Raw genomic sequence first — 13,391 nt, 5'->3', positions numbered from 1 at the left:
GTCAGACCCAAAACAGGCAAAATAGGGCGACGGATCAAAGGCATAAAGCAGGACGGACCACCACATAAGGTCCGCAGGATTTGAGGCGCACGACGTGGGTAGTTCGAGCAGGACAAACCCCAAAGTGGCGGTATTGATGGGTGGACCCTCGGCGGAACGTGAGGTGTCTCTCAGCTCTGGGCGCGAATGCGCAGCCGCCCTAAGGGGAGAAGGCTTTGAAGTGGTCGAACTGGACGCGGGTCCGGACCTCTATGCGCGCCTTTTGGATATCAAGCCGGATGTGGTCTTCAACGCTCTGCATGGTCGCTGGGGCGAGGATGGCTGCGTGCAGGGTCTGCTGGAGTGGTTGCGTATTCCCTATACCCATTCGGGTGTGCTGGCTTCGGCGTTGGCCATGGACAAGCAGCGCAGCAAAGCGGCGTTCCGTATCGCGGGTCTGCCAGTCGCCGAAAGTGTGATCGAGGCCAAATCCGAAGTTGCCGCGCGTCACACGATGGAACCGCCCTATGTGGTCAAGCCCAACAACGAGGGTTCCAGCGTCGGCATTTATCTGGTGCATGAGGGCGCCAACACTCCACCGAAACTGGCAGACGACATGCCCGAACTGGTAATGGTCGAACAATATGTGGCTGGCCGCGAGTTGACCGTCACAGTCATGGGCGACCGCGCCCTGACCGTGACAGAAATCATGACGGATGGCTGGTACGATTACGATGCCAAGTACAAGCCGGGCGGGTCGTGGCATGTGCTGCCTGCTGAAATCCCGCAGGACATTTTTGACCTGTGTATGGGCTTTGCCAAACAGGCGCATGATCTGTTGGGGTGCAAAGGCGTCAGCCGCACAGATTTTCGGTGGGATGACAGCAAGGGCGCAGAGGGCTTGTTCCTGCTGGAAACCAACACCCAGCCAGGAATGACGCCGACGTCACTGGCTCCGGAACAGGGCGCGCATTGCGGGATAACCTTTGGCCAGTTTTGCGCATGGATGGTGGAGGACGCATCATGCGACCGCTGACAGCCACCCGTGCGCCGGTTATCCACCGGTCAAAGCCACTTGCTGGTCCGGATGCCGATTTCGCTTCGGGGGACCGCAACAATGTAGAACCCAAGTTCCGCCTGCGGCGGCTTTGGGGGCGTAAGTCATCGGCGTTTGATCCGGCGCCGTCCCGCCTAAGCTATCGGTTGCAGCGCTGGATGTTGACGCCTGGTGTTCGCCGTGGCCTGAAATACGGGCTGCCGGTCTTCGCTGTGTGTGCTGCGCTTGGCGGGTATTTCAGCTCTCAGGACCGGCGCGAAGCGATTGTGGCTCATGTCCATGATGTGAAAATCTCGATCCAGCAGCGACCAGAATTCATGGTCAACCTGATGGCGATTGATGGGGCGGGAACCAACCTTTCGGAAGACATTCGTGAAGTGGTGCCGCTGGACTTCCCAATCAGTTCCTGGGACCTGGATGTCGAACAGATGCGCGAAACGATCACAGGATTGGATCCGGTTAAATCAGCCTCTGTGCGCATCCGTCCAGGAGGTATCCTGCAGGTGGATGTTGTCGAACGGCAGCCCGCCATTGTCTGGCGTACCCGCCGAGGGGTCGAATTGCTGGATGAAACTGGCGCGCATGTTGAAATCATCGCATCGCGGCAGGATCACTCCAATCTGCCACTGATCGCGGGTGAGGGCGCGGATTCCTATGTACCCGAAGCGCTGCAACTGACGGCCACAGCCAGCAGTCTTGGCAATCGGGTGCGCGGTTTGGTGCGAATTGGCGAACGTCGCTGGGATCTGGTTCTGGATCGCGGTCAGCGCATCATGTTGCCGACAGAACGGCCAGTGCGCGCATTGGAACGCGTGTTGGCCGTGAACGAGGTTCAGGATCTTCTGGAACGCGATGTGGCCGTGGTGGATATGCGCCTGGGTCAGCGACCGACAATCCGAATGACCAAAGCCGCCAGCGAAGACTGGTGGAATACAAAAGTAGATGTGAGTAGTGGGCAGTAACGACAATGATGACCGATCTTTATCAGTCCCAACGGGCCATGCGGCAAATGCGCAGGCAGGCGATGCAACGCGGCGTTGTCGCTATTCTGGATGTCGGGAGCTCAAAGATTTCCTGCCTTGTGCTGCGGTTCGACGGCGCCGGGCGTTTGCACGAGGACAGTGGCATCGGGTCTCTGGCCGGACAATCCGGGTTTCGGGTGATCGGTGCCGCGACCACGCGTTCCCGTGGTGTGCAATTTGGCGAAGTCACTGCGATGCAGGAGACCGAGCGCGCCATTCGAACCGCGCTTCAGGCCGCGCAGAAAATGGCAGATATCCGGGTCGACCATGTGATCGCCTGTTTCTCGGGGGCAAACCCGCGGTCCTATGGTTTGGATGCCCAGGTGGATCTGGAAGGTCAGCTGGTAACCGAGGCCGAAGTCGGCCGGGTTCTCAATGCCTGTGACGTGCCCGACTATGGTGCGGGCCGCGAAGTCCTACATGCTCAGCCGGTGAATTTTGCGCTGGATAACCGATCGGGCCTGATTGACCCAAGGGGTCAGATGGGGCAATCGCTGGCCGTCGATATGCACATGCTGACCGTGGACGCGGTCTCGATCCAAAACATCGTGCGCTGTATCAAACGGTGTGATCTGGAACTGGCGGGGATTGCCAACTCGGCCTATGTCTCGGGCATCTCGGCGCTGGTCGAGGATGAGCAGGAACTGGGTGCGGCCTGTATCGACATGGGCGGTGGCACCACCAGCGTGTCAATCTTCATGAAGAAACACATGATCTATGCCGATTGCGTGCGCATGGGTGGGGATCACGTGACCAGTGACATCTCGATGGGGCTGGGCGTTCCGGCCTCTGTGGCCGAGCGGATCAAGACCTTCAATGGCGGCGTTCACGCGACGGGCGCGGATGACCGCGACTTGATCGACATTGGTGGTGATACCGGCGATTGGGAACATGACCGCCGTACCGTCAGCCGGGCAGAGTTGATCGGTATCATGCGTCCACGTGTCGAAGAAATCCTGGAAGAAGTGCGTGTACGGCTGGATGCGGCTGGCTTTGAGCACATGCCCAGTCAGCAGATCGTCCTGACCGGAGGCGGCAGCCAAATCATGGGGCTGGACGGGTTGGCCTCTCGTATTCTGGGGCAGCGTGTTCGCCTTGGTCGCCCGCTGCGGGTCCATGGGTTGCCGCAATCGGCCACGGGGCCGGGGTTCTCTTCGGTTGTGGGGCTAAGCCTGTTTGCAGCCAACCCACAGGATGAATGGTGGGATTTTGAAATCCCCGTAGACACCTATTCCGCACGCCCGTTCAAGCGCGCTGTGCGGTGGTTCCGTGACAACTGGTAAGGCCGCGATCGCGGCGCTGGTCATGGCTGTGCCGTCAGCGATAGAGGCTCAGACCCGTATCACACCCGAAGCCTTCCTGGGGGCCGTTCAAGGAAAGACCGTAAAGTTTCACGTCTATGACAGCGGTATGCTGGTCGGCACCGAAGAGTTCCTGAGCCCGACTCTCTCGGTCTGGCGTATGGAGGGCAAGGGTTGTGTGTACGGGAAAATTACAACTCCTAATGGGCAGATTTGCTTTCTGTACGACGATGACGAGGATGGTCTGCCAGTTTGCTGGTGGCCGTTTTTGTATGAAAACCAGTTGATGGTGCGAATGGTCGGTTTCTCCAGGACAGAAATTCAAGAGGTCAGGGACATTTCTGAGAAAGGTCTTAACTGCCCAAGTGCCCCAATTAGCTAAAGAAATATCTTGCAGGGGCTGTCAAAATCCCGCAAGATATCCACAGGGCCCGTCAGAGGCCTTGCGAGAGGGCTTGAGCAGTTTTCCGCAAACACATGTGAATGAATTGCAAGTGACGCGCCCGTCAGCGGTGGCGCGAGCGTCGCATGTTTTGTGGTGCTTTGAGATAATTCCGCAACATCTGGCAATCTCTGCCAAATACTGTTTTCAAGTGCCTTATTTCCTCCATATTTTGTGGATTTTCGCGATTTTTGGCGTGACGTTTGCCGTTTGGATCGGTAGGATTGTTAGTGGATAGGTAAGAAAAACACCGCGTTGGCGGGTTATATAAACAGGCGGACAGAAGCATGACATTGAATCTTTCGATGCCCGGGCACGACGAGCTGAAGCCTCGGATTACAGTTTTTGGCGTTGGCGGAGCGGGCGGTAACGCCGTCAACAACATGATTGAAAAACAGTTGGACGGTGTCGATTTTGTCGTTGCCAACACCGATGCCCAGGCGCTGCAGCAAAGCCAATCTTCGTCACGAGTTCAACTCGGCGTGAAAGTCACCGAAGGTCTGGGTGCGGGCGCGCGTCCGACAGTGGGTGCGGCAGCGGCCGAAGAAAGCATCGAGCAGATTGTAGATCATCTGGCAGGCGCGCATATGTGCTTCATCACGGCCGGTATGGGTGGTGGCACCGGCACGGGTGCCGCACCGATCATCGCGCAGGCAGCGCGTGAATTGGGTGTTTTGACCGTCGGTGTTGTGACCAAGCCTTTCCAGTTCGAAGGCGCCAAGCGGATGCGTCAGGCCGAAGACGGTGTTGAAGCCTTGCAGCGCGTAGTCGACACGCTAATCATCATTCCAAACCAGAACCTGTTCCGTCTGGCCAACGAAAAGACCACGTTTACCGAGGCGTTTTCGATGGCGGATGACGTTCTGTATCAGGGTGTCAAAGGCGTGACCGACCTGATGGTGCGTCCGGGCCTGATCAACCTCGACTTCGCGGATGTTCGCGCCGTTATGGACGAGATGGGCAAGGCGATGATGGGCACGGGCGAAGCCACCGGCGAAGATCGCGCGGTTCAGGCCGCCGAGAAGGCCATCGCGAACCCGCTGTTGGATGAAATCAGCCTCAAGGGCGCCAAGGGCGTTCTGATCAACATCACCGGCAGCCACGACCTGACCCTGTTCGAACTGGACGAAGCCGCAAACCGTATCCGTGAGGAAGTGGATCCTGAGGCGAATATCATCGTCGGCTCCACGCTGGATACCGCAATGGAAGGCGGCATGCGCGTTTCGGTTGTGGCAACAGGTATCGACGCCAGCGAAAAGCAGGATGATGTGCCTGTCGCGCGTCGTTCGATGTCGGCACCGCTGACCCGTTCGGTTTCTGCAGAGGAAGCGGCCCTGGAAGAAATGTCAGTGGCGGCAAGCGCCGAACCTGAACCTCAGCCCGAACCAACGCGTGAACCTTCGCTGTTTGAGGCAACTGAAGAGCCGATGGAACCGCAGTTCCAACCGCGCGCAGAACAGGATGATGACGGCCTGCCACCCCCGGCTTATCAGCCGCGCGTGGCCGAATTCGAGCCGACTCCCGAGCCGGTCGAATACGCCCCAGAAAGCTTTGTCGCACCTCAGCCGCAAGCACCCGCAGGATCGCCATCACCTGAAGCGCTGAGGCGCTTGCAGGCAGCCGTCCAGAATGTACCTCCGGCTGAAAGAGGTCATCCTGCGCCTCGACCGCAGGAGGTCTCCGATAATCATGGGGATGCCGACCGCCCGCGATTTGGTTTTAACCGCCTGATTGATCGCATGACCGGCCACGCAGCCGATACTCCGGCGCAGCAACCGGCCCGCCAGCAGCCGGTATTGCGCCAATCTGACGCTACGGCACCTGCACATGTCGAGGACGACCCGGAGCAGGATCGGATCGAAATACCGGCCTTCCTTCGCCGTCAAGCCAACTGATCGCGGTAACAATATACTAAAGAGGGGCTGCCATTTGGCGGCCCTTTCTTATTTTAAAACAGTGCATTATCCCTATGTGAGCAGGGTTTTGCCGACCTGTCACATTCATGTTTCATTCGGTTGCAAAGAGTGAGTTGAGCCTTTTGACCTGCTTCCTTAGTTGAATGCCAACACGGCCATCACAGGTCGGACGCCACTCACCGAGGTCACACTTGCAACATACGCTCAAATCTCCGATCACGTTTACAGGCCTCGGGCTGCACAGCGGTAAGCCTGCGACGATGATCCTGAAGCCGGCTGCTGCTGGCCACGGCATCTGGTTCAAACGGACGGATATCGAGCTGGGCAATGCGTTGATCCCTGCAATCTACGATGTGGTCGATCGTACCCCGCTTTGTACCCGACTGGTCAATGAAGCGGGCGTTACGGTTTCCACCGTCGAGCATATCATGGCAGCTTTGGCTGGATGCGGTGTCCACAATGCGCTGATCGAGATTGATGGCCCCGAGGTGCCGATCATGGACGGGTCTTCGATTGAATTCGTTCGTGGCATCATGTTGAAAGGCGTGCGTCGTCAGGCAAGCCCGGTCCTGGCCTATGAGGTTCTTAAACCTGTGACCGCAACCCGAGAGGGTGCCAGTGCTTCGATTGCGCCTGCGGACGGTTTGATTATCGATTTTCATATCGATTTTGAAGACAGCGCCATTGGTCGTCAGACTAAGACGCTGGATATGTGCAATGGCTCTTTTGCACGCGAGCTTAGTGATTGCCGGACATTCTGCCGTCGTACCGACGTCGAAGCGATGCGCGAGAACGGCTTGGCTCTTGGCGGCACGCTTGAAAATGCTGTGGTCGTTCAGGGCGACGAAGTTCTGACCCCGGGTGGCCTTCGCCACGCGGACGAGGCGGTGCGTCACAAGATGCTAGATGCTCTGGGTGATTTGTATTTGGCGGGTGGACCGATTCTGGGTCATTTCACCGGCGACAAGTCTGGTCATGCAATGACAAACACGCTGCTGCGCAAGCTGTTTGAAACACCCGGTGCTGTGCGTCCGATCCTGTGTACCCCCGAACAGGCCGCGCGTCTGCCCGGACAGGGTCTGGTCTGGGACGAAATCCCCGAAGTCGCCTGATTGGTTCCACTCTGCTGACAAATCCGCCAAAGGGCCTACTAAGGCGTTTTGCACTGGAATTTTATGTGCTAGACCAAGGCCCAAACCGGGGTATTCCCATTAAGCAAGACGACAAGGATTGGCGGAATGATAGGCACCAAAGCGGCGGTCAGATTCGCAGGGGCGGTACTTCTGACAGCAGTTTTGACAGCGTGCAACAGCGGGGGCGCTGACCGCAATCAGAACCTAGAAGGGTTCACCCCCGAACAGATTTTCACGCGTGGGGAATTTGAGCTGTCGGAGAATCGTTCCGACGATGCGGCGTGGTACTTCTCAGAGGTTGAACGTCTTTACCCTTACTCTGACTGGGCAAAGCGCGCGCTGATCATGCAGGCGTTTTCGTACCATGCAGATGAGAATTACGAAGAAAGCCGTGCAGCGGCACAGCGCTATATAGATTTCTATCCAACCGACGAAGATGCGGCCTATGCCCAATATCTGTTGGCACTCAGCTATTATGACCAGATTGACGAGGTGGGCCGCGATCAGGGCCTGACGTTCCAGGCGCTTCAGTCATTGCGCACGGTGATCGAGGTCTATCCGGACAGCGAATATGCCACCTCCGCCGTGTTGAAATTCGATCTGGCCTTTGACCATCTGGCTGGCAAAGAAATGGAGATCGGACGTTATTATCTGCGTCAGGATCACTATACTGCCGCGATCAACCGGTTCCGCGTTGTGGTAGAGGATTTTCAGACAACTTCGCATACCGCTGAAGCGCTCTATCGCCTGATCGAGGCCTATCTCTCGTTGGGTCTGGTGGATGAGGCGCAATCGGCCGGTGCAATTCTGGGTTACAACTACCAATCCTCGGAATGGTATGACGCTGGCTATAAGCTGCTGACCTCTCGCGGGCTGAAACTCAAAAGCCGCGGCAACAACTGGCTCAGCACGATTTATCGCCAGACCGTCAAAGGTCAGTGGTTGTAATCGCCATGGCTAAAGGCGTGGGACGCTGAGACCCGATGCTGCGCGCCCTTGATATCCGCGATATGCTGATCATCGACCGGTTGGAACTGACGTTCCAGCCGGGATTGAACGCGTTGACCGGCGAAACCGGCGCGGGCAAGTCGATCCTACTGGATTCGCTTGGGTTCGTTCTGGGCTGGCGCGGGCGGGCAGAGCTGGTGCGTCAGGGGGCCGCTCAGGGCGAAGTTGTGGCCGAGTTCGTGCTGCACGAAAACCACCCCGCACATGCGATTTTGGCCGAAGCCGGATTGCCCGGAGGCGAAGAGCTGATCCTGCGCCGCGTGAACACAGCCGAGGGCCGGAAAACCGCATGGGTCAATGACCGGCGTTGCTCGGGCGAGGTGCTGCGGGCCTTGTCGGAAACCCTGGTGGAACTGCATGGCCAGCACGATGATCGCGGCCTGCTGAACCCACGTGGCCACCGCGCGATGCTGGATGATTTTGCCGGGGCAGGGGGGCAACTGGCCACTGTGCGCTCTGCATGGTCCGAGATGTCGCGCGCGCGCAAGCTTTTGTCTGAGGTCGAATCTGCCTTGGCTGCCATGCGGGCAGAGGAAGAATTTCTGCGCCATGCGGTCACTGAGCTTGATAAGCTTGATCCGCAGCCCGGCGAGGATGCCGAACTGGATGCAAGGCGCCGCATGATGCAGGGGGCAGAGCGGATTCGCGATGACGTCGCCCGTGCCTATGACTTGCTTGGCAGCGATGGGGCCGAGGGCGCGATGTCTGATGCTCTGCGCTGGTTGGAAGGCGTGTCCGATAATGCGGGCGGGCAGTTGGAAGAGCCTGTTGCCGCACTGGGGCGTGCACTGGTCGAATTGGGCGAGGCGCAAGATGGCGTTAATGCCAGTCTTCAGGTGCTGGACTTCAATCCGGCTGAACTGGAGGCAGTCGAGGAACGGCTTTTCGCCATTCGTGCGTTGGCCCGAAAGCATGACGTTGCCCCGGACGACTTGGGTGGGTTCGCGGAGACCCTGCGTGAGCGGCTGAACCGTTTGGATGCTGGTGACGCTGATCTGGCCGACAGGCGCTTTGCGGTTGAGACTGCGCAGGCAGTTTATCACAAGGCTGCGGAAGCACTCAGTAGCCTGCGCCAACGGGCAGCGGGTGAACTTGACACCGCTGTGATGGCCGAGCTTGCACCGCTGAAAATGGAACGCGCTGTGTTCCAGACCGAGATCACCCCGTCCGATCCCGGCCCCGAAGGTGCGGATGCTGTGGCGTTCACCGTTGCCACCAACCCCGGTGCACCGTCTGGACCGTTGAACAAAATCGCCTCGGGCGGTGAACTGAGCCGCTTCTTGCTGGCGCTCAAGGTCTGTCTGTCCGGCGATGACAGCGCGCGCACGATGATCTTTGATGAGATCGACAGGGGTGTTGGCGGCGCGACCGCGGATGCTGTTGGTAGGCGTCTGGCTGCGCTCGCGCAGGGCGGGCAGGTATTGGTCGTGACGCATTCCCCGCAGGTCGCCGCACGTGCCGCCTATCACTGGCGTGTTCAGAAACATGTGACCGATGGGCAAACTCTGTCGACCGTGGTGCCCTTGGCCCAGGCCGACCGGGTGGACGAGATCGCCAGGATGGTCGCCGGAGACACGATCACGGACGAAGCGCGCGCCGCTGCCCGTGCTCTTCTGGACGCATAGGCCCTCACAGACACGCGATCCGGCTTTTAACCGTGCCCTCCGTGGCTTAGTAAGGGGTGTATTCTGATCCCCCGAGGGCAAATGACCCAGTCAACCCGCACCGTTCTGCGCAACCAGCTCAACCAGGCTCTGGCCGCGATGAAGGACGCATGGCGGGTGATGCGCAGGCGCGGGCCCAGCCAAATCCAGTTCTGGTTCATCGCGCTGGCGATTGGGATTGCCGCAGGCTTTATGGCATTGGGATTTCGTAAGGCAATTCAGGCATTGCAGGCCTATGTCTACGACACCGGGGATATCTCGTTACTGCACAGCCATGTGGAAAAGCTACCCTGGTTCCTGATCCTGATCACACCGATCATCGGCGGTCTTATCGTTGGCATCATCCTGCACCGGTATACCGATGACGGGCGCGTGCGTTCAGTTGCCGACGTAATCGAAGGCGCTGCCCTCACCGATGGTCGGGTCGAAGGCAAGGCGGGTATCGCGTCTTTTTTCTCCTCGCTGATTACGCTCAGCACAGGTGGGTCCACGGGTCGAGAAGGGCCGGTTGTGCATATGGCAGGCGTGATCTCGACCTGGGTCAGTAATCGTATCCATGCCGACGGAATTACCGGGCGTGATTTGCTGGGATGTGCGGTGGCGGCGGCAGTTTCGGCCAGTTTCAACTCACCCATTGCCGGTGCTTTGTTCGCACTTGAGGTGGTGTTGCGCCATTTCGCGGTGCATGCTTTTGCGCCCATCGTTATCGCTTCGGTCGCCGGGACGGTGATTAACCGGCTGGAATACGGCGACGTGACCGAATTCACTCTGGATACGCCCGGATCACTGCAATTCTATGTCGAGCTGCCCGCGTTTCTGATCCTTGGGTTGATCTGCGGGTTGGTGGCCTTGCTTCTGATGCGGTCGATCTTTTTTGCAGAAGAAATTGGCAATCACATTCAAAGCCGGCTGTCCTTGCCCGGATGGCTGCGTCCTGCTGTATCAGGCGCAATGTTGGGACTGATCGCGATCTGGTTTCCCCACATCATCGGCGTTGGATACGAAACCACGATCCGGGCTCTGGCCGGAGATTTGGTTCTGACAACCGCCATCCTGTTCGCAATCATCAAAACTGTGGCTGTTGCGATCACGATGGGGGGACGTATGGGTGGCGGTGTGTTTTCACCCTCGCTGATGATAGGTGCGTTAACCGGGTTGGCATTCGGGTTGATTGCAACGGGTTTGCTGCCCGATGTATCGGGTACCCATACCCTCTACGCATTTGCCGGGATGGGCGCGGTGGCCGCTGCCGTGCTTGGTGCCCCGATTTCGACCACGATGATTGTCTTTGAACTGACCGGAGATTGGCAGATCGGTCTGGCGGTGATGGTGTCGGTTTCAATGTCCACGGCGCTGGCTTCGCGCCTCGTGGATCGATCCTTCTTCCTGACCCAACTGGAACGGCGCAATGTGCATCTGGCCGCGGGGCCACAGGCCTATCTTCTGGCGATGTTGCGCACAGGCGCAGTGATGCGACCGCTTGGCGATGCACGTTCAATCACCCGGGAAGAAGCACAGGTTTTGATTGATCAGGGTCTTTTTGTTCAAGCAAGCGCTACACTTGAGGCGGCGATGCCGTTCTTCGACCGAGACGAAATCCTCTGCATACCGGTGGTGGTGAGCGGTAATGACGGAGCTGAGACGCCAGTCGGTACGCTCTACCATATTGATGCGCTAAAGGCCTATAACCGCGCGTTGGCAGCCACGGCTGCAGAAGAACATTCATAACAGAGGCCCCTGGAACATTGGTCTTTGTCCATCTTGTTCCTTGAAACAGGCGAGGCATTGAAGCGATACGATCTTTGGATCTGCACCTACCGGGCGTGGCCAGTCGAAATCCAGAGGCTCATGTGTTCGATCTGACAAGCTGTGCAGAACTGAGCTTTCTAGCTGAAAAACATTAGGCCTTGGAGCGCTGGTGAAGGACTAACTTTACCTCACTGACGCTCTGGAATTTGTGGAACGACGCGCAACTTTGAGCCGTCGACAGCTTCCCAGAATCTTTTGGAGCCAGCGGGTCATGCAATATTGGCCGTAACATCGAGGAATTCTGATCTATTGCGGACTTTTGTCGGTATCTGGTCAAAGAACGGCAGTGTGGTACAGCCCAATTCCGCGGCGGCTGCGCCAATGTCTGATTTTGGAAGTTAGATTCAATTTCCGCAGAATCCGATTTGCTCACTCTTTGTCTGTCATCGCGCTCTGAGGGCAACAATCCGAGCGAGTGATGAACTTTGCGCCAACACCGCTCCTTACGATCTGTTGGCATTCGCCGCTGGAAGGAGGCCATCCGGGCGTAACAGCAGCAGCAAGATGACTGAGGCCAGAACCATTGCGTCCCGGTATGGGGCCAGACTGTCTGCCAGGAAAGCCTGTAGCAGAACCTCCAGCCCGCCGACGATGAACCCACCAAGGACAGCGCCGCCCAAGCTGCCCAAACCCCCAAGTACGGTCGCAATGAAGGCCTTGAGAACGGGGAAAAATCCCATCAGTGGATCCACTGACCCGCGTTGTGCCGTCCAGATGACAGCGGCAATACCCGCAAGTAGCCCTGACAGGGCAAAAGCCACAGCAACGACCCGGTTGGCCTTGATACCCAGCAGTTTGAGCATCTCGATATCTTCGGCAGCGGCGCGCATGGCCATGCCAATCGTTGTGCGCCGCAACACGAATGTCAGGCCTGCAAGGGCTGAAAATGTTACGATGATTGATACGGTCGGGATAATGCCAAATGTCGTCTGGCCGATATGATACGTGCCAGACCATGACGCTGGAAAAGAGATCGGGACGGGTCTGGCGGAAATTCCGTTCTGGAACAGAACTTTGAGGATCTCGGACACCGCGAAAGATGTGATCAAAAGTGCAACGACATCCGCGCCGCGCATGGCGCGAAACGCTGTACGCTCCATTGCCATGGCCATGAACACAGAAGCGCCAAGCCCGACAACAAGAGCGGCGATCGGCGGCAGGCCAAAGCTCATGGTTAGAAAGATGCCATAGCCCCCGAACGTCATGATTTCGCCATGCGCGAAATTGATCAATCGCACAATAGAGAACACAATCGCCAGCCCCAGGGCCAGCATCGCATAAATTCCCCCAAGGCTAAGCGCGTTGATCATTTGTTGAAGAAGAACATCCATCGCTCAAGCCGCCAGATATGCGGATTGCAAGACCGCGTCATTTGCTAGTTCCGACGGTGCACCGGCAGCGGCAACAGCGCCATTCGCCAGCACGACAGCATGATCGGCAATGTCCAGGGCAAGAGCCGCGTTTTGCTCGACCAGAAGCACTGAAATACCGTCGGCTTTCAATTCTTCTACGATGTCGAAAATCTGATCCACGACCTGCGGCGCAAGGCCAAGCGACGGTTCGTCCAGCAACAGCAAGCGCGGTCCGCTCATCAAGGCACGTCCCACCGCCAGCATCTGTTGTTCGCCCCCCGACAAAAGCCCCGCCATCTGACGGCGGCGTTCGCCCAGGATCGGGAAACGCTCTTTCATCTCGGCCAAACGTTTGGCGCTGAGCGTCTCGTCGCCCAGAATTGATCCGGCCAGCATAAGATTTTCTTCGACCGTCAGCTGCGCAAACACGCGGCGTCCTTCCGGTGAGATGGCCACACCCGCCCGCACAATGGCGTCGGGTGCGGCTCCTGTCATATCCTTGCCAAAAAGGGAAACAGCGCCCGATACCACGGGCAAAGCACCTGCGATGGCCATGACCGTCGTTGTCTTGCCTGCGCCATTGGCCCCTAAAAGCGCTGTTATGCCGCCTTTGGGGACGATCAGGTCAATGCCCTGAACCGCGCGGATTGGGCCATAGCGGACGTGCAAGCCTTGGATATCGAGTGCTGTTTCCATTGGGTTCAGACC

At 58.0% G+C, this 13,391-nt stretch carries 11 protein-coding genes; 9 read left to right on the top strand and 2 right to left on the bottom strand.

Going from position 1 to position 13,391, the window contains the following annotated elements; genetic code table 11:
- The first annotated feature begins 136 nt into the window (after positions 1 to 136).
- The 9 genes from AC2FHX_RS10510 to AC2FHX_RS10470 all read left to right on the top strand — a co-directional run bounded on the left by AC2FHX_RS10510 (position 137) and on the right by AC2FHX_RS10470 (position 11,250).
- The gene (locus tag AC2FHX_RS10510) at positions 137 to 1,015 is read left to right on the top strand and encodes a D-alanine--D-alanine ligase (protein ID WP_496690896.1); all 879 of its coding nucleotides are present in this window, start codon (positions 137 to 139) and stop codon (positions 1,013 to 1,015) included.
- Positions 1,003 to 1,998 (top strand): cell division protein FtsQ/DivIB, encoded by a 996-nt coding sequence (locus AC2FHX_RS10505; protein ID WP_142635027.1) that lies wholly within the window; start codon positions 1,003 to 1,005, stop codon positions 1,996 to 1,998. The genes AC2FHX_RS10510 and AC2FHX_RS10505 overlap by 13 nt, the downstream gene beginning before the upstream one ends.
- Before the next feature lie 8 nt (positions 1,999 to 2,006).
- The gene (gene ftsA, locus AC2FHX_RS10500; RefSeq protein WP_496696066.1) at positions 2,007 to 3,341 is read left to right on the top strand and encodes a cell division protein FtsA; all 1,335 of its coding nucleotides are present in this window, start codon (positions 2,007 to 2,009) and stop codon (positions 3,339 to 3,341) included.
- Positions 3,328 to 3,741: a hypothetical protein gene (locus AC2FHX_RS10495; protein ID WP_496690895.1), complete on the top strand. Its 414-nt coding sequence runs from the start codon at positions 3,328 to 3,330 to the stop codon at positions 3,739 to 3,741. The genes ftsA and AC2FHX_RS10495 overlap by 14 nt, the downstream gene beginning before the upstream one ends.
- A 347-nt stretch (positions 3,742 to 4,088) precedes the next feature.
- The gene (gene ftsZ, locus AC2FHX_RS10490; RefSeq protein ID WP_496677586.1) at positions 4,089 to 5,696 is read left to right on the top strand and encodes a cell division protein FtsZ; all 1,608 of its coding nucleotides are present in this window, start codon (positions 4,089 to 4,091) and stop codon (positions 5,694 to 5,696) included.
- A gap of 212 nt (positions 5,697 to 5,908) precedes the next feature.
- A complete protein-coding gene (gene lpxC, locus AC2FHX_RS10485) occupies positions 5,909 to 6,829 on the top strand; it encodes a UDP-3-O-acyl-N-acetylglucosamine deacetylase (protein WP_185956629.1) in 921 nt (306 codons plus the stop codon).
- Between the two features lie 126 nt (positions 6,830 to 6,955).
- Positions 6,956 to 7,798 (top strand): outer membrane protein assembly factor BamD, encoded by an 843-nt coding sequence (locus AC2FHX_RS10480; RefSeq protein WP_142635022.1) that lies wholly within the window; start codon positions 6,956 to 6,958, stop codon positions 7,796 to 7,798.
- Between the two features lie 35 nt (positions 7,799 to 7,833).
- Entirely contained in the window at positions 7,834 to 9,483 is a 1,650-nt protein-coding gene (gene recN, locus AC2FHX_RS10475; protein ID WP_496701662.1) for a DNA repair protein RecN, read from the top strand.
- 81 nt (positions 9,484 to 9,564) lie between these two features.
- Positions 9,565 to 11,250: a chloride channel protein gene (locus tag AC2FHX_RS10470; RefSeq protein ID WP_496701664.1), complete on the top strand. Its 1,686-nt coding sequence runs from the start codon at positions 9,565 to 9,567 to the stop codon at positions 11,248 to 11,250.
- Between the two features lie 524 nt (positions 11,251 to 11,774).
- On the opposite strand, the gene AC2FHX_RS10465 is transcribed toward AC2FHX_RS10470, so the two are convergent.
- Entirely contained in the window at positions 11,775 to 12,662 is an 888-nt protein-coding gene (locus AC2FHX_RS10465; protein ID WP_496701666.1) for a branched-chain amino acid ABC transporter permease, read from the bottom strand.
- Positions 12,663 to 12,665: 3 nt separating this feature from the next.
- Complete coding sequence (locus AC2FHX_RS10460) at positions 12,666 to 13,379, bottom strand: ABC transporter ATP-binding protein (RefSeq protein WP_496690890.1); 714 nt, start codon at positions 13,377 to 13,379, stop codon at positions 12,666 to 12,668.
- Between the last annotated feature and the right edge of the window lie 12 nt (positions 13,380 to 13,391).

The sequence above is a fragment of the Ruegeria sp. CDSC042 genome, from assembly GCF_059610745.1.
This window is presented reverse-complemented; position numbering and strand designations above follow the sequence as displayed.